At 49.4% G+C, this 16396-nt stretch carries 16 protein-coding genes; 12 read left to right on the forward strand and 4 right to left on the reverse strand.

Annotated elements, in window-relative coordinates; translation table 11 throughout:
* Positions 1-2: 2 nt before the first annotated feature.
* Positions 3-1679, forward strand: coding sequence for a TRAP transporter large permease (locus EJN92_RS20975; protein ID WP_126129613.1), 1677 nt, complete (start codon positions 3-5; stop codon positions 1677-1679).
* A gap of 207 nt (positions 1680-1886) precedes the next feature.
* Here the strand turns inward: EJN92_RS20975 and EJN92_RS20980 are convergent, their stop codons facing one another.
* Both EJN92_RS20980 and pmbA read right to left on the reverse strand, forming a co-directional pair.
* Positions 1887-2981 (reverse strand): TRAP transporter substrate-binding protein, encoded by a 1095-nt coding sequence (locus EJN92_RS20980; protein ID WP_126129614.1) that lies wholly within the window; start codon positions 2979-2981, stop codon positions 1887-1889.
* 341 nt (positions 2982-3322) lie between these two features.
* The gene (gene pmbA / locus EJN92_RS20985) at positions 3323-4675 is read right to left on the reverse strand and encodes a metalloprotease PmbA (protein WP_126129615.1); all 1353 of its coding nucleotides are present in this window, start codon (positions 4673-4675) and stop codon (positions 3323-3325) included.
* Positions 4676-4757: 82 nt separating this feature from the next.
* Here pmbA and yjgA point away from each other — a divergent pair, with 82 nt between their 5' ends.
* Genes yjgA through EJN92_RS21000 form a run of 3 tightly spaced genes read left to right on the forward strand, consistent with a single transcriptional unit; the run spans position 4758 to position 6681 of the window.
* The gene (gene yjgA / locus EJN92_RS20990) at positions 4758-5354 is read left to right on the forward strand and encodes a ribosome biogenesis factor YjgA (protein WP_126129616.1); all 597 of its coding nucleotides are present in this window, start codon (positions 4758-4760) and stop codon (positions 5352-5354) included.
* Complete coding sequence (mog, locus tag EJN92_RS20995) at positions 5347-5985, forward strand: molybdopterin adenylyltransferase (RefSeq protein ID WP_126129617.1); 639 nt, start codon at positions 5347-5349, stop codon at positions 5983-5985. Before yjgA ends, mog begins: the two co-directional genes overlap by 8 nt.
* A gap of 21 nt (positions 5986-6006) precedes the next feature.
* Complete coding sequence (locus EJN92_RS21000) at positions 6007-6681, forward strand: alpha/beta hydrolase (RefSeq protein ID WP_126129618.1); 675 nt, start codon at positions 6007-6009, stop codon at positions 6679-6681.
* 267 nt (positions 6682-6948) lie between these two features.
* Here EJN92_RS21000 and EJN92_RS21005 read toward each other — a convergent pair whose 3' ends face one another.
* Entirely contained in the window at positions 6949-8127 is a 1179-nt protein-coding gene (locus EJN92_RS21005) for a cystathionine beta-lyase (RefSeq protein ID WP_126129619.1), read from the reverse strand.
* 319 nt (positions 8128-8446) lie between these two features.
* On the opposite strand from EJN92_RS21005, the gene EJN92_RS21010 reads away from it, so the two are divergent.
* The 8 genes from EJN92_RS21010 (at position 8447) to EJN92_RS21045 (ending at position 15475) form a co-directional block, all read left to right on the forward strand.
* Entirely contained in the window at positions 8447-8872 is a 426-nt protein-coding gene (locus EJN92_RS21010; RefSeq protein WP_126129620.1) for a c-type cytochrome, read from the forward strand.
* Positions 8873-8945: 73 nt separating this feature from the next.
* Positions 8946-10328, forward strand: coding sequence for a cbb3-type cytochrome c oxidase subunit I (locus EJN92_RS21015; protein ID WP_126129621.1), 1383 nt, complete (start codon positions 8946-8948; stop codon positions 10326-10328).
* Between the two features lie 66 nt (positions 10329-10394).
* Positions 10395-11009: a cytochrome c oxidase subunit 3 family protein gene (locus EJN92_RS21020; protein WP_227869625.1), complete on the forward strand. Its 615-nt coding sequence runs from the start codon at positions 10395-10397 to the stop codon at positions 11007-11009.
* Between the two features lie 33 nt (positions 11010-11042).
* A complete protein-coding gene (locus tag EJN92_RS21025) occupies positions 11043-11300 on the forward strand; it encodes a cytochrome C oxidase subunit IV family protein (protein WP_126129622.1) in 258 nt (85 codons plus the stop codon).
* A 23-nt stretch (positions 11301-11323) separates the two neighbouring features.
* Positions 11324-12148, forward strand: a complete 825-nt coding sequence (locus EJN92_RS21030) for a CbbQ/NirQ/NorQ/GpvN family protein (protein WP_126129623.1) — start codon at positions 11324-11326, stop codon at positions 12146-12148.
* Positions 12149-12155: 7 nt separating this feature from the next.
* On the forward strand, positions 12156-12536 hold the full coding sequence (locus EJN92_RS21035) for a hypothetical protein (RefSeq protein WP_126129624.1): 381 nt from the start codon (positions 12156-12158) through the stop codon (positions 12534-12536).
* 11 nt (positions 12537-12547) lie between these two features.
* On the forward strand, positions 12548-13636 hold the full coding sequence (locus EJN92_RS21040) for a 4Fe-4S binding protein (protein WP_126129625.1): 1089 nt from the start codon (positions 12548-12550) through the stop codon (positions 13634-13636).
* Complete coding sequence (locus tag EJN92_RS21045) at positions 13637-15475, forward strand: nitric oxide reductase activation protein NorD (protein WP_126129626.1); 1839 nt, start codon at positions 13637-13639, stop codon at positions 15473-15475.
* A 47-nt stretch (positions 15476-15522) separates the two neighbouring features.
* Here the strand turns inward: EJN92_RS21045 and EJN92_RS21050 are convergent, their stop codons facing one another.
* Positions 15523-16329 (reverse strand): MipA/OmpV family protein, encoded by an 807-nt coding sequence (locus tag EJN92_RS21050; protein WP_126129627.1) that lies wholly within the window; start codon positions 16327-16329, stop codon positions 15523-15525.
* Positions 16330-16396: the final 67 nt, after the last annotated feature.

A 16396-nucleotide genomic window follows, 5' to 3' on the forward strand; every position in this document is an offset into this window, starting at 1 on the left:
AAATGACGGCTTTCATCATCGCAAATATGGCTCCCATCATGTTTGCCACACTAGTACTGTTTCTGCTCTCGGGCTTCCCGGTTGCATTTGCACTCGCTGCTAACGGTTTATTCTTCGGTTTCTTAGGCATAGAATTCGGCCTGCTTAAACCTGAGTTATTACAGGCACTCCCCAACCGAATCTTCGGCATCATGTCGAACGACACTTTATTGGCGATCCCCTTCTTTACCTTTATGGGATTAATATTAGAACGCTCCGGCATGGCCGAGGATTTACTCGACACCATAGGCCAGTTGTTCGGCCCCTTGCGTGGTGGCGTCGCCTATGCCGTGATTTTTGTTGGTGCCTTACTGGCGGCCACTACCGGCGTAGTAGCAGCTTCGGTTATTTCTATGGGTTTGATTTCCTTACCTGTGATGCTGCGTTACGGTTACGATAAAAAAGTCGCGTCGGGCGTGATTGCTGCCTCCGGGACTTTGGCGCAAATTATTCCGCCATCATTAGTTCTCATCGTCATGGCAGATCAATTGGGCCGCTCTGTCGGCGACATGTATCAGGCAGCCTTTATTCCCGGCCTGGTACTCACTGCCATGTATGCAGGCTACATCTTACTCATTTCCATCATCAAACCAACTTGGGTACCGGCCTTGCCACCAGAAGCCCGCAATCTACGTCAAAGCAATGGCGATAGCGGTGCCGTATCTTTATTGATCTTACTGATACTGAGTGTGGCCGCCAGCGTTGGCTATTCTAAGTACTACGCCGCCGGTCACCCAGATGTGGCGACGGACGAATTAGTGATTTATTCTGCCAGCATAGGAATCGCATTCGCATTTGTACTCGCCATACTCAACCGTCAGTTCAAGATAGGTCTATTGTCACGTATGGCCGAAAAAGTAGTGTTTGTTTTAATCCCACCGCTGGCTCTGATTTTCCTAGTTTTAGGCACCATCTTTATTGGTATCGCCACTCCAACCGAGGGGGGCGGCATGGGCGCTTTCGGCGCAATGGTGCTGGCCATGATGAACCGCCGCCTATCCTGGGATCTGACCAAGCAAGCTATGAATTCGACGTCGCGCCTGTCTTGCTTTGTGGTGTTTATTCTGATCGGCTCCACCGTATTCTCCCTGGTTTTCCGTGCAGTCAATGGCGACTTATGGGTGGAGCATTTATTGACTTCACTGCCAGGTGGCAACGTAGGGTTTCTGATCGTGGTCAATATCATGTTTTTTGTATTGGCCTTCTTCCTAGACTTTTTTGAACTAGCCTTCATCCTGGTGCCTTTAGTCGGCCCGGTAGCTGAAAAAATGGGGATTGATCTGATCTGGTTCGGTGTTTTACTAGGGGTAAATATGCAGACATCCTTCATGCACCCGCCGTTTGGCTTTGCACTTTTTTACCTGCGCTCAGTGGCTCCTAAAGAGGTCAAAACCAGCGACATTTATTGGGGTGCCATCCCCTTTGTCGCAGCTCAAATCATTATGGTAAGTCTAATTATTGCATTCCCTAGCATAGTCTCGGTTGAGAAAAAGACGAATATGAAAGAGGAAGTTCAGCTAAATATTACTATGCCTATTGATACTGTTGATGATGGCAATCCGGTCAATTTACCGGAAGGTACAAATCAACCCACCGGGGATAAAGAAGAAGAAGCACCTGCTCCGAAATTTACTCAATAACAGAGGTAAGCATAAAAAAAACCCGCATCAGCGGGTTTTTTACACCTAATCGATCTCGCCTACCAATTTCCACACTGGCCAACGGTAGAGCAGCTTAATTAATATGTTGCAACAATAAATCCGTACCGGCAGTTCTGTAAACGAAAAAAAACCGCATGGTAAGTGCGGCTTTTTTTATTAAACAATAGCGCTTCCGGACCGGATAATTTATTTCAGGGCGCGCGACATATTGAATTTGGCGAATGATTGTTCCGCGACGTTAAACCATTGACCTTGGTTATTCCGGAACGCGACCCAGTCATCGTAGACTTTTTTGAACTTAGGGTTCTTAGCGGCTTCTTCATTGAAAGTTTCCTGAGCCGCTTTAAAGCAAGCTTCCATCACAGGCTGCGGGAAAGGCTTAAGAGAAATTTTGTTTTGCAACAGGCGTCCCAGTGCAGCTGGATTTTTGGCATCGTATTTCGCTTGCATATCTGTATGGGCTTCCATGGACGCCACTTCGATTGCGTGCTGAAACAGCTTAGGCAATTTTTCCCATTCTTTTTTACTGACGTAGAAGGATAATTGCGCGCCACCTTCCCACCAACCTGGGTAGTGGTAAACCTTGGCCACTTTGTAGAAACCTAGTTTTTCATCATCGTAAGGGCCTACCCATTCAGCAGCGTCTATCGTGCCTTTTTCTAGCGCGGTGTAGATATCACTACCTGGAATTTGCTGAGGTACGGTACCCAACTTGGTCATGACCTTACCGGCAAAACCACCGACGCGAAATTTCAGACCTTTCAGATCTTCTACCGTTTTGATTTCTTTGCGAAACCAGCCACCCATTTGAGTGCCGGTATTTCCGCCCAAGAAGTTCACCACATTGTATTCAGCAAAGAATTCACGCATCAGCTTCATACCATTGCCATGCAACATCCACGCTGTTTGCTGACGTGATGTCAGGCCAAATGGCATCGCGGTATCAAATGCGAAGGTCGCATCTTTACCAAAGAAGTAGTAGGAAGCGGTATGTCCCATCTCTACCGTGCCGTCTTTGACCGCATCGAGCACCGCTGGGCCTGGCACGATTTCGCCACCAGCAAAAGGGCGAATATTAAATTTACCTTCGGTCAGTTCTTTAACGCGGTTGCAAAACACCTCAGCCGCACCGTAAATAGTATCCAAGCTTTTAGGAAAACTTGATGCCAAACGCCAATTAAGCGTAGGGGTTTCTGCCAAGGCCGGCGTTGCAACTGCCACACTGGCGGCACCTACAGAGGCGCTTACTGCTGCTTTTTTTAGAAAGGAACGACGTTCCATGCTGTCTCCAATATAAGGATATTTCCGATTTCTTCGGTTCGGGGTTCGCCTGCAATGTGCATAAATTAAGACTAATTGAAGCTAATTAAGTCTTACTTACTATGCAAGCGAAATCCATTCTATGGGCAGAGTATCAAGCTCGCAATCAATGTTTATATTGCATTGCAACATAAACATTGATTGCAGTATGTATTTCCAGCGTATTTAACAGCGTGTATATTTTAAATTCCATAAAAATCAAGCACTTATAAAAAACAAAGGCTAGGATTCATCTTCAGATAAATCCTAGCCTCGCTTAAATTTAAGTATTTCTACGTATCCAGCATTACGACAAAAACGACTTAACTACCGGCAACAGTCATATTCTCTATCAGAATAGAGCCGGTTTGCTTGGTGCCGCGAATCAGGGTATCAGCACCTATCGCGACGATTTGCTGGAACATTTGACGCATATCACCGGCGATGGTGATCTCTTCTACCGGATATTGAATCACGCCGTTCTCGACCCAAAAACCGGATGCACCGCGTGAATAATCGCCAGTCACATAATTGACGCCCTGCCCCATCAACTCGGTCACCAACAGTCCGGTGCCCATCTTTTTTAACATGGCCTTAAAGTTATCCGTTTTTTTGGTTTGCGTAGAACTCAGTGTCAGGTTATGTGAACCACCGGCATTACCTGTGGTTTGCATACCCAATTTGCGCGCTGAGTAACAGGACAAAAAGTATCCCTGCAAAATACCATCCTTGACCACATCGCGACGCTGCGTCTTGACGCCTTCGTCATCAAACGGGGAGGATCCTACGCCACCGGGAATATGCGGGTCTTCCACTACTTGTAAGTGCGTAGGAAAAATCTGAGTTCCTAATGAGTCGAGTAAGAAGCTAGATTTGCGATACAAGGCACCGCCAGAGACCGCTTGTACGAAAGAACCCAGCAATCCGGCTGCCAAAGGCGCTTCAAACAGCACCGCACATTTACGCGTATCGAGCTTGCGTGCATTCATGCGCGCCAGAGCGCGCTCGGCGGCATAGCGTCCTATGGCTTCCGGCTGGGCCAGTTTTTTAGCATTGCGTTGTGAGCTGTACCAATCGTCACGCTGCATGCGCGCGCCCTTGCCAGCGATAGGAGAAACCGAAATGGTATGGCGCGAAAATGGATAACCACCCATGAAGCCACGTGAATTGGCCGCAACAAAGTGCGATTGCTGTGCATGCACGCCAGCGCCTTCGCAATTGGTCACTCGTTTATCGACCGCGTAAGCGGCGGCCTCGGTACGGCGAGCCAACTCGATCGCCTCTTCGGCGCTCACTAACCAGGGATAAAATAATTGTAAATCTTGCGGATGCATCTCCAGCAAAGCGGCATCAGGCAAGTCGGAACAATTGTCTTCAGCGGTAAAGCGCGCGATGTTGTAAGCGGCATCGACCGTGTCCAATAAAGATTTTTGCGAAAAATCAGAAGTGCTGGCATTGCCGCGTTTTTGTCCGATATACACGGTCACGCCTATGCCTTTATCGCGATTCTGTTCTATCGTCTCGACCTGGCCTTTACGCACACTGACAGAAAGCCCTCCGCCTTCGCTAATTTCGACAGCGGCGTCAGTTGCGCCTTTTTCACGTGCAAAACGCAACATATCTTGTGCAATTTGCCTTAACTGATCCTGAGTATGGGTAAAAACTGGTTTGCTCATGGGCGGTTTCTTTAGTTGCGTAGATAAAAAGGGTATCATAGCAGCCGTTTCAATAAGTTTATAGAATAAAGGCGAGTCAATTATGCCAAATCCAAATCGAGGCTCCTGTGGCTTCAAGTCCACCGAGTTCGAACAAGAGTACGAACGCCCTTCAAAATCACAGTTAAAACGTGAAATGACAGGTCTGCAAAAGCTAGGTCAAGAACTAATCGACCAGCCGCGCGACCGCGTAAAGCGTGTGCCTATGCCGGAAGATGTGCGCGATGCCATCCTTGAATGTCAAAAAATCAAGGATCACGAAGGCCGTCGCCGACAATTGCAGTTTGTCGGTAAAAAGATGCGTACTTTAGATGAGACCGAAGTGGCGCTCATACAAAAAACCATAGACAGCTGGAAAGGTGCATCCAAATCGGATACTGCCGCCATGCATGCTTTAGAGCGCAAACGCGACAAATTATTAGCCAACGATACTGCAGTGACCGAATTGATGGCCGAATATCCGGAAATCGATGCGCAACAATTACGCACCATGATACGTAATGCGCGCAAAGAGCAAGCCGAGAGCAAGCCGCCAAAAGCGTATCGCGAAATCTTCCAATTACTCAAAGAACTTTCTAAAGTAAAAACAGCAGGCTCTGCTGATGATGCTGAAGGCGATGACGAGGAAGACGATGAGTGAACTTGCTAGCGGCAACGCTGACAAGTCGGAGCGTGCCCTACGGATAGGCTTAGTCTCGATCTCGGATCGGGCCTCAGCCGGTGTTTATCAGGACATGGGGCTACCAGCCTTGCAAGAATGGTTTGGTGCAGCCCTGAGTTCAGCCTGGATCATGGAAACACGATTGATCCCGGATGAGCGCGCCGCCATAGAAGCCGCCTTAATCGATTTAGTCGATAAGGCGCTGTGCGATCTGGTGATCACCACTGGTGGCACCGGTCCGGCGCGGCGCGATGTCACCCCAGAGGCAACGCTAGCAGTAGCGACCAAGGAGATGCCAGGTTTTGGCGAGCAAATGCGCCAGATCAGTCTGAAGTTTGTGCCTACTGCTATTCTGTCCCGACAAGTGGCGGTGATACGCGAAAGCGCAGAACACGCGGCTTTGATCATGAATTTGCCGGGCCAGCCAAAGTCGATCAAGGAGACGCTGGAAGGTCTCAAAGACGCCAATGGCGTTCAGCTAGTTGCCGGGATATTCTCAGCGGTGCCCTACTGCATCGATCTGATCGGCGGTCCTTACGTAGAAACCCACGACGCAGTGTGTAAAGTATTTCGCCCTAAATCAGCCTTACGCCCAAAAGCCGAAAATTAAACCCTCATAAAGTTAATCTATATGACCACCGTTTTACTAGATTGCATAGAAATTGAAAGCGCCCCAAATCCTAGCGTTGCCGTAATCTGGCTGCATGGCTTGGGTGCCGATGGCAATGACTTCGTCCCTATCGTCAAAGAACTAGACCTGAGCGGCTGCGCCGGTATCCGTTTCGTGTTTCCACACGCGCAGACCATGCCTGTGACACTGAACGGTGGCTATGTGATGCGCGCCTGGTACGACATTATGGGTGCTGATATCGTTAAGCGTGAGGATGAGGCGGGATTAAGACTGTCGCAAATTCGCATAGAAAGCTTGATAGCACGCGAAAAAGCGCGTGGCATTCCGGCTGAACGTATTATCTTGGCTGGCTTCTCGCAAGGCTGCGCGATGGCCTTGCAAGTAGGCTTACGTCATCCTGAAAAATTAGCCGGTTTGCTTTGTCTATCTGGCTATGTCGCATTACGCGAGGTGGTGGCAAGCGAAAGAACTGCGGCCAATCAAGCCACACCTATTTTTCTGGCGCATGGCACCGCCGATCCTGTGATACCACTGTTACGGGCAGAACAATCACGCAATCTTTTGCAAGAGCTTGGCTACGCGCTAGAGTGGCACGAATACATGATGCAACACTCGGTATGCGAAGAAGAGATCAGAGATATCGGCAATTGGTTACGGCGCGTCGTGCCTGCTTAGGTCGCTGCTTAGGTCGCTGCTTAGTTCGCTGCTTAGGCCGCGGCTAAGTTCACAACTAAGCTCACAACTAAGTTAGTAATACGCCAATCAAAGAAAACGACGCCAGTCGTTCCAGGATTTCAAATATCTGTCCAGCTCAGCTAGGCAGATATTTGATCACTAAATATACTCCCCTAGGTATATTTTCATGCGCTTATAGAATATGCGCGAATTAGGCTATTTTTACCTATACTCCCCTTATTTCATCAATTAGGCGAGAGCCTCGCTTTACATTTGCTGCAGCGCCTGAGTGATATCCGCGATCAAATCATCGCAGTCTTCCAAGCCTACGTTAAAGCGTAGCAAAGTACCCTGATGCTGCCAATCGCTGCGCATTTGCTGTATCCGATATGGCAAGCACAAACTACGCGCACCACCCCAGCTAAAACCTATGCCAAATAATTTCAGACTGTTCACAAAATGATCGGTCTGCGGCTCACTGTAACGCGCATTGACCAGCACCGAGAACAGACCGCCAGCGCCGGTGAAGTCGCGCGCCCAGATTGCGTGCCCTGGGCAACTCGCCAAGGCCGGATGCAAAACCGTGTCTATCTCAGGGCGCGTGCCAAGCCAGGTAGCCAGCTTACGGGCACTTTGGTCATGCGCATCAAAACGTAGCTTCAGAGTATCAAGATTGCGCAACACCAGATACACATCATCCATGCCTACCCCAAATCCGAGACGCATATGCGCCGCCTGCAGCCGCAAATTAATCGCCTGATCGCGCGTAATCACCGCGCCCATCAACACATCCGAGCCTCCGCTTTGATACTTGGTAAGCGCTTGCATGATGATATCGACGCCGTGCGCGAAGGCCGGCAAGGCGATTCCTGCCGACCAGGTATTATCCAATGCCACCAGTACATTTTTTGCGTGCGCGGCCGCACATATTGCTGGAATATCCGGCACTTCCATACTCACGGAGCCCGGTGCTTCAGTCCAAATCAATTTGGTATTGGGCAGTATCAGGTCGGCGATCGCGGCCCCGATTAAAGGATGGTAATAGCGCACACTGACGCCAAAGCTACGCGCCAGCCAATCACCTAAATCCCGACTCGGGCTATACACATTCTCGGGCAGCAAGACATCGTCGCCAGCCTGCAACAGCGCCATATTCACCAAGCTAATCGCCGCCAAGCCACTCGGCGCTAGCAGGCAATACTTACCCTGCTCGATCTCAGCCAGTCTGGCCTCTAGCGTAAAACTGGTGGGTGTGCCATGCAGGCCATAGGTGTAAGCCGATTTATCTTGCCATTTGCGCTCACGCATCGCAGCGACATCCTTAAACAGCACCGTAGAGGCATGATGGATCGCGCTGGGGAAAGCAGCAAAGCCGGATGGCGCCTGATACTTGCTATGAATGAGCGCAGTGGCAGAGATAGAGTCAGTACTATTTTTTTGATTCATGGATAGGCTAGCCTTTAAGAATGCTTAATTCTTTGACATTCTACGTCAAGTGCATAACTTAGGTGTTTAGCGAGGTACATGCCTCGCAACGCCAGCGCAAGGAGTGAGTGCCTCAGGCGAGAAACTTAGAGACTGCATTCCTGTTCCGACTAATTTATCGTTGACCTTCATCAAGGACTTTAAATTTCAAAGCTAATAACATTGCCTCGAAGTTGGAATATGTCCCACGCCAATTTCGAAATGGCTTTTGCTAGTCGGTGCAAATAGGTAAGTAAGCTAGTTTTCTTTATAAATCACAATAACAAAGGGGGTTCTTCAAATGAGCTCATCGTTCACAAAATCGACTGCCAGGAATATTTTTTATGGCGGCTCGGTATTCTTCTTCTTGCTTTTTTTAGGGCTCAGCTTCGATACGATGACGACCCTGCCTAAGCAAGACAATAGGGCCAACCTTACCGAATCAGCGATACGCGGTAAGAAAATTTGGGAAACCCGTAACTGTATCGGTTGTCATACTTTGCTCGGTGAAGGTGCCTATTTCGCACCAGAATTAGGTAACGTCTACAAACGTCGGGGACCTGATTTTATCAAAGCATGGATTAACTCCCAACCTACCGGCGCTCCTGGTCGTCGTCAAATGCCGCAATTCCATTTGAACGATACAGAAATGGCCGACATGATCGAATTTCTTAAATATTCTTCAGAAATCAATACCAACAAATGGCCACCAAATATCGAAGGCTAATACATTGGGGTAAAAATAAAAGAAACATATAAGAAAAATAAGTATCAATAGTTAAAATAAGCGGAGAAACACCATGCAATACAAATCACAGGCAGTCGCGAAGCCCTATTTCATCGCGGCGATTGGCCTCTTTTTAGGGCAAATTCTGTTCGGCCTGATTATGGGCCTGCAGTACATCATCGGAGATTTTCTATTTCCGGCGATCCCATTCAACGTTGCCAGGATGGTTCACACCAATCTGTTGATCGTCTGGATGTTGTTCGGCTTTATGGGCGCAGCCTATTATCTAATCCCGGAAGAATCTGAACGCGAACTGCATAGCCCTAAACTGGCGATGCTGATGTTCTGGATTTTTTTGATCGCTGGCGCACTGACCATCGTTGGTTATCTGGCAGTACCGTACGCAACTTTGGCAAAACTGACTGGTAACGATCTACTCGAAACCATGGGTCGCGAATTTCTAGAGCAACCGCTGCCGACCAAGGTAGGGATCGTCATCGTTGCGCTGGTTTTCCTGTTCAACATTTCCATGACCGTTTTACGTGGCCGTAAAACCAGTATCAGTCTGGTCATGCTAGCTGGTTTATGGGGTCTGGCGATTTTCTATCTTTTCTCGTTCTACAACCCTAGCAATCTGGTCAAGGATAAATTCTACTGGTGGTGGGTAGTCCATCTGTGGGTAGAAGGCGTTTGGGAACTGATCTTAGGTGCCATGCTGGCCTTCGTACTGGTGAAAGTCACTGGCGTGGATAGAGAAGTCATAGAAAAATGGTTGTATGTGATTATCGCGATGTCTTTGATCTCCGGCATCATCGGTACTGGCCATCACTACTATTGGATAGGCGCACCTGAATACTGGCAATGGTGGGGTAGCGTGTTCTCTGCTCTGGAACCAATACCGTTCTTCATGATGACCGTGTTTGCCTTCAATATGGTCAACCGTCGCCGTCGTGACCATCCAAACAAGGCCGCGGTTTTGTGGGCTTTAGGTACCGGTGTCATGGCTTTCCTGGGCGCTGGCGTATGGGGTTTCTTACATACTTTGGCACCAGTCAACTATTACACGCACGGCACGCAAATCACTGCAGCACACGGTCACATGGCGTTTTACGGTGCCTATGCGATGGTGATCTTGACGATGATTAGCTACACCATGCCTATCATGCGCGGTCGTGAAGCCAATAGCAATAAATCGCAAGTGGTCGAAATGTGGGCATTCTGGTTGATGACAGTATCGATGGTATTCATCACCTTATTCCTGACCGCAGCTGGTATTTTGCAAGTATGGTTGCAAAGAATTTCAACCACACCGATGTCCTTTATGGCGACCCAAGATCAACTGGTGATTTTCTACTGGTTGCGCTTAGGTTCAGGTGTTGTCTTCACGATAGGTCTGGCACTGTATATCGCTAGCTTCTTCGTCAAAGGCGAAACGCTTGCAGTTACCAATAAGTAAAACCTAGCAAATTGCAATAAAACCAAATAAGTTGCCCGTCCACCGGCGGGCAACTTCATCTCCATCGTGAATACTCCTCAAGCACTCCCCTCCACCGCGATTGTCGATCTTAATCAAAATCAGCATGGCCGCGCCTTACCCGGCGACTTTGCGATGTGGTGTTTTATCCTGGCCGAATTATTGGTCTTTGGCATATTCTTTATCTCGTATGCCATTACCCGCTCACACCATGTAGAGCTGTTTAATCAGTCGCAAAAACAATTGGATCGCGGCACTGGCTTCATCAACACGCTATTACTCGTCAGTAGTAGCTACTTTGTCGTCAGGGCGATCGCAGCGCTTCAGCGCGGCCAAGGCAAAGTCTGTGCAAAATGGCTAATGACGGCGATCACTTGCGGCGGATTTTTTGTTGTCTTAAAGTTTTTGGAATTTGCTGGAAAGTACGATGCCGGCATCAGCATGTCGACCAATAATTTTTACATGTTTTACCTGTTTCTGGCTTTTTTCCATTTCATGCATGTCATTTTAGGCATGCTCATACTTGGCGCGATTGCCATCAAAGCCTGGCAAGGCGGCTACAGCGCTGCGCATCATGAAGGTGCCGAAACTGGTGCCGCTTATTGGCATATGGTTGATCTGGTGTGGATCATCCTGTTCCCCCTGATTTATGTTTTACATTAAGGCGGGGCATTCACTTAGCCCATTAGAGCGAACATGATCAACATCAAAACTGCGACCTATCAATGGCTTATGCTTTTAGCGCTTACCAGCCTCAGTTTCGGCCTGGCAGAAACTGACTACCTGGGTAAAAATATTCTCTTGCCAGTATTGCTGGCGACCTTGATTAAAGGGAGTATTGTTATCGATAGATTTATGGCGCTACGACATGTTGCAGGCCCATGGCGCATCATCGTACTGACGTGGTTGCTTGCCGTACTTGGCACAATCTGGTTTAGCTTCACCCGAATTTAATTAAAGATCTCAGAAAGTCTGTCATGAACGATTTGACCTCGCACCAACTACTTAATGTGCGCGAAGTAAAGCAACTCCCGTTTTACCAGCCAGTTGGCAATGAATGCGCACTGTTTGAATATGCTTACCATCACCAACTCCCCTTACTCATCAAGGGTCCGACTGGTTGTGGCAAGACGCGCTTCGTGGCACATATGGCAGCCAAAATGGCACGTCCCTTGATCACGGTGGCCTGTCATGACGACCTGACCGCAGCCGACTTGGTTGGTCGCCATCTGATCGGTGATGGCCAGACCATTTGGTCCGACGGGCCACTCACCAGAGCGGTACGACTAGGCGGGATTTGTTATCTCGATGAGGTAGTCGAGGCCCGCAAAGACACCACGGTAGTTTTGCATCCGCTGACCGACGACAGACGCATCTTGCCGATAGAACGCACCGGAGAGGAGTTACAAGCTCCGCAAGAATTCATGCTGGTAGTGTCGTACAACCCGGGCTACCAGAATCTATTAAAAAACCTCAAACCATCGACCCGCCAGCGCTTCATCGCGATCCAGTTCGATTACCCTCCGGCCGCGCTAGAACAAGACATCTTGATCAAGGAAACTGGTATAGACAGCGCCACAGCCCAACGTCTGGTGAAACTTGCGGGACATTTCCGTCAACTAAAAAATCACGATTTGGAAGAAGCCGCCTCCACCCGTCTGTTGGTGTATGCTGCAACTTTGATCAAGGCTGGATGTGATCCACTACTCGCTTGTCAGGCGGCTATGGTAGAACCGCTGACCGACGACCTTGACACCGCGGCGGCCCTGCGCGAAGTGATCAAAGCCAGCATGGCAAAATAAGCCAAACATGAATACGCCAGAGACCGATGTATCCGTTGCAGTACAGGCTGAAGCCCTGTATCTGATTAACCTACTGCTACTCCCAGGTCTAGGTTTTCTGATGCTATTGTGGCTAGCGCATAGCAATCCCAAAAGCGAATCAGAATTGACGCGCTGCCATTTGCGGCAGACCGTCATCGCCAGTATCTGGGCTGGGGTCTTGCTGGCGATCGTCACGCTGTTGATCGTATTTTTGGGCGGCTTTCAATCACCCTATACCTGGATGCTCTTGATACTTTACTTCGTTTGCTGTCATGCTGCCCTGATACTATTTGGAGTGTTGGGCCTGGCACGCGCAATGGCCAAGCAAACCTATGTTTACCCTCTGATAGGAAGCAGGAAGTGGTAAAGGTGGCAAATATGTTATCCAAAGAACTGATACGTACGAAGAAGTTACCCAGTACTGGTCCCAGAGTAGCTGCAGCAATTCCAGTCGCTGCCAAGGCGCATACAGGACTGTTCGGCGTCTCGGTTCAGCGCTGGCGTCAACTCACTCAGGCTGGTTTCTTCATCCTGTTTATCTTTGCGCCTATCTTTGATTTATTTCGGCTCGATCTACACCTGGGGCATTTCATCTTTCTAAGCATGGACTGGACTTTAGGGCTGGACAATTTCTCATCCGGTGGCATCACTGCCGGTCAAGCCGCGATGAATATTTTTCTGCGTGCATTTTTACCCTTACTGTCTGTAGGCGCAGCCTTAATCTATGTCAGCTGGAAATGGGGTCGCCTGTATTGCGGTTGGCTGTGCCCACATTTTTCCATCGTCGAAACCATCAATCAAACACTTAGAAAAGCCATAGGCAAGCAAAGTATTTGGGATGCCGAGAAAATGGATGAGCGCAATGCCGACGGCAGTATCACCACGCCAGACGCGATCTGGTGGTTAGGGGTGATTCCCCTTGTGATCATCTGCGCTATCGTGTGGGCAAGCGTACTTCTGACTTACTTGCTGCCGCCCGCTGAAATCTACGGCAATATCTGGCACTGGAGCTTAACCAGAAATCAGGCGGTATTCCTGACTGCCGGCAGTATCGCCTTTTTTATCGAATTCATGTTCGCGCGCCATTTATTTTGCCGATACGCCTGCGCTGTCGGCCTATTCCAAAGTTTAGCCTGGATGGGCAATGACAAGGCGATGGTGGTCGGCTTTGAGCGCGAGCGCGCCAAGGACTGCGCCAGTTGTTTTTCTGCCTGCGATCATGTCTGCCCTATGCGCCTTAACCCGCGCAACGTTAAACGCATGATGTTCGCCTGCGTGCAATGCGGTCAGTGCGTAGACGCCTGCACGCACACTCAAACAGACAATCCCGAAGGCGAGTTACTGGGCTGGGTCAATCACGTGCGCGCTGAATCAGAAGCGGCACTCACGGGTAGCCAAGCGAAGACCATACAAATTGCCCTGGTGCGTGACGACACTGGCAAAACCAAGTCAAACGGAGTGTCATAGATGGAAGAATATATAGGCGGGCTGTGGGACAAGCTTATTACCCGGGTGGCCTATCGTGGCTATCCTGCTGCCCGGATTGAGCTGAAACAGATAGAAAGGATCGCGCCAATTTACTTCCGTGCGCTAGGCGGAGATAGCGCGCTGACGCTGCAGGCGGGTACCGCCACCACGCACGGCGCACGGCGGCTTTGGCTAGAACGGGTTGCCGGCATCAGTGAAAAAGTAGAATTGGCGTGGGCCAATGAAACCACCCTGCATTTGCCGGCCTGGATTGAGCATTTCCCCAGCACGGAGTTAAACCGCGATCTGTATTTTTGGTTAATCGCCCTAGCGGCACATGATGTCGCACCGGATGCGAGTTGGATAGTTCGCAATCAAGCTGCAACACAAGCTTGCCTGGAGGCGCTACCTGGTTTGAAAATAACATACGAACGGCTTTACCTAGCCGAGTTCGCACTGCGCCCAGCGCCAGAATCACTACCTGACCTAGAAACCAAGGCTGAACGTAGCATACGGCAGGCACTCAGCGAACCAGGTAGCGTCAGCATTTTTCAGGCGGGCCGTAAGCCAGTTGCTCCGGTCATGCTGTGGCTACACCCAGACCCACCACTAGCAATGGGCGAGCAAAGAAAAGCGGCCAGAAATGAGCCTCAGCAACCCGATGGCGGCACACTCAAAAAAGACCAGCAAGCACGCAAACGCCAAGCCGAAAACGTCAAAATGCCCGACGGCAAGAGTCCTTTCATGCTGTTGTTTCGCGCAGAGAGCCTGTTTTCCTGGGCCGAGTTTGTCAAAGTAGACCGGCCGCTGGATGAAGACGATAACGATGATGCTGAAAAAGCCGCCAATGATCTTGATTTTTTAAGTGTAGCCAGCGACAGCAAAACCACCACCAGCCGCATCCGTTTTGATCTGGATTTGCCGGGCGAGTCGGATGATGACATCCTGCTGGCCGATGGTATCCGCTATCCCGAATGGGACTACCGCAAACGGCTGCTACAAGCCAAGCATTGCAGAGTGCAAATGATGCTGGCAAAAGACAGTCAGCCATGCGAACTGCCGCTAGCCTTAAAACCAACCGCTCAGCGCTTGCGCCAACAATTTCAAACTCTGATGCCCTTACGCACCAGACTCAAGGGCCAGGTTAGTGGCAGCGATCTTGACTTAGATGCCTGCGTGCGCTTCGCCTCCGAAAAAAACAGTGGAATGCCCACCTCAGAACCTGGTTTATATATCGATCAGAGACAACAAATACGCGATTTATCTTGTCTGTTACTTGCTGATCTTTCTTTATCGACCGATGCCTGGGTGAATAATTCTGCACGTGTGATCGATGTAATACGAGACAGCTTGTATCTGTTCAGTGAGGCGTTGGCAACTACAGGTGATAGATTCGCGCTGTATGGTTTCTCTTCAGTACGGCGCGACAATGTGCGCTTTCATTTACTCAAGGGCTTTGACGAGCATTATAACGAACAGATACGCGGGCGTCTGGCAGCACTAAAACCTGGTTATTACACCCGCATGGGTACGGCGATCCGACATGCCTCGCAAATTCTCTCCAAACAAAAAACTGGACGCCGCCTGTTGTTGATACTGACAGATGGGAAACCGAATGATCTGGATAAATATGAGGGTCGCTACGGCATCGAAGACACCCGCATCGCCATTCAGGAAGCACGACGCCTGGGATTGACCCCATTTTGCGTCACCATCGACGAAAAAGCGGGCGATTACCTGCCTCATCTATTTGGCAGCAATGGCTATGTCTTGGTAAAAAATGCGGCCGAGTTACCGCAAGTTTTACCGCGCCTATATCTTCAACTGACAGCTAATTAATCAGCGTCAACAGTCACCACACTACTGACGCTGACTCAAATCGCTATTTAGAATGCGTAAACCGCTGCCAATACCCCGGTAAGCGCATTACTATCGCGGGTCAGCGGGCTATTTTTAGCCTCACTAGCCAAGCTGCTATAAGATAAAACGGCAGTCATCGATGCACGTGGATTAATGATGTAGGTAAGGCTGCTAGAAGCACGCACATCACGTATGCCACTTTTCGGGGTGTACGCCGCGTAATTACTACTCGCCGCCTGCGCTTTAGTCACCCCAAAATTGGTCTGCATATAGTCACTATCAACAACAGAAGTTGCTGCGCCTAGCGCCATACGCCAGGTGGGAGCGAGCATGAATGAATACACGGCACCAAGATCCAACACACTTCCTTTATTGTTGTCGCGGGAACCGTAACGATAAGAAGATGTCAGGGTGAACTCACGTGTCACGGAATAGTTCAGAAATGCACCATATTCAGCTTTGGCAGCGATATCACCCATGCCACGCAAAGCATCCGAGCGATTTTCTTTTCGTCCTAAATCAACAGTCAAACGCACGCCGTAATCAAGGCCAGGGGTTTTAGAGAAATTATAACCAACACCATTACTGGTACCTGCAAACCAGCCATTACTCCACTGATAGTCGAGCAGAGGAACAACCATGTTTCGACGCTGATCAGAACCACGGTACTCTGTACCCATCACCGCACCAACACCGACTAAACCGCCATCGCTACCCGGGGCTGCACCAAATAAACGAACAGAGTCAAACGATTGAGCAAAAACACTAGTTGAAGCACTGCTGGCAGCAATCACTGCCATTAAGACGAATTGTTTTATTGTGTGCTTAGTCATATAAAAAGGAGAAAGTTAAGAAAATTTTACCTCACCGTATCCGCTAGCTGAATTTTCAAACTCAATT

This window comes from Undibacterium parvum, assembly GCF_003955735.1.
Taxonomy (GTDB): domain Bacteria; phylum Pseudomonadota; class Gammaproteobacteria; order Burkholderiales; family Burkholderiaceae_D; genus Undibacterium; species Undibacterium parvum.

Coding starts and splice junctions, on each gene's coding strand:
- yjgA (WP_126129616.1), top strand. CDS start 4,758: ATGCCAAATCCAAATCGAGGCTCCTGTGGCTTCAAGTCCACCGAGTTC.
- EJN92_RS20980 (WP_126129614.1), bottom strand. CDS start 2,981: ATGGAACGTCGTTCCTTTCTAAAAAAAGCAGCAGTAAGCGCCTCTGTA.
- EJN92_RS21045 (WP_126129626.1), top strand. CDS start 13,637: ATGGAAGAATATATAGGCGGGCTGTGGGACAAGCTTATTACCCGGGTG.
- EJN92_RS21000 (WP_126129618.1), top strand. CDS start 6,007: ATGACCACCGTTTTACTAGATTGCATAGAAATTGAAAGCGCCCCAAAT.
- EJN92_RS21035 (WP_126129624.1), top strand. CDS start 12,156: ATGAATACGCCAGAGACCGATGTATCCGTTGCAGTACAGGCTGAAGCC.
- EJN92_RS21040 (WP_126129625.1), top strand. CDS start 12,548: ATGTTATCCAAAGAACTGATACGTACGAAGAAGTTACCCAGTACTGGT.
- EJN92_RS21030 (WP_126129623.1), top strand. CDS start 11,324: ATGAACGATTTGACCTCGCACCAACTACTTAATGTGCGCGAAGTAAAG.
- EJN92_RS21025 (WP_126129622.1), top strand. CDS start 11,043: ATGATCAACATCAAAACTGCGACCTATCAATGGCTTATGCTTTTAGCG.
- EJN92_RS20975 (WP_126129613.1), top strand. CDS start 3: ATGACGGCTTTCATCATCGCAAATATGGCTCCCATCATGTTTGCCACA.
- mog (WP_126129617.1), top strand. CDS start 5,347: ATGAGTGAACTTGCTAGCGGCAACGCTGACAAGTCGGAGCGTGCCCTA.
- EJN92_RS21050 (WP_126129627.1), bottom strand. CDS start 16,329: ATGACTAAGCACACAATAAAACAATTCGTCTTAATGGCAGTGATTGCT.
- pmbA (WP_126129615.1), bottom strand. CDS start 4,675: ATGAGCAAACCAGTTTTTACCCATACTCAGGATCAGTTAAGGCAAATT.
- EJN92_RS21010 (WP_126129620.1), top strand. CDS start 8,447: ATGAGCTCATCGTTCACAAAATCGACTGCCAGGAATATTTTTTATGGC.
- EJN92_RS21015 (WP_126129621.1), top strand. CDS start 8,946: ATGCAATACAAATCACAGGCAGTCGCGAAGCCCTATTTCATCGCGGCG.
- EJN92_RS21005 (WP_126129619.1), bottom strand. CDS start 8,127: ATGAATCAAAAAAATAGTACTGACTCTATCTCTGCCACTGCGCTCATT.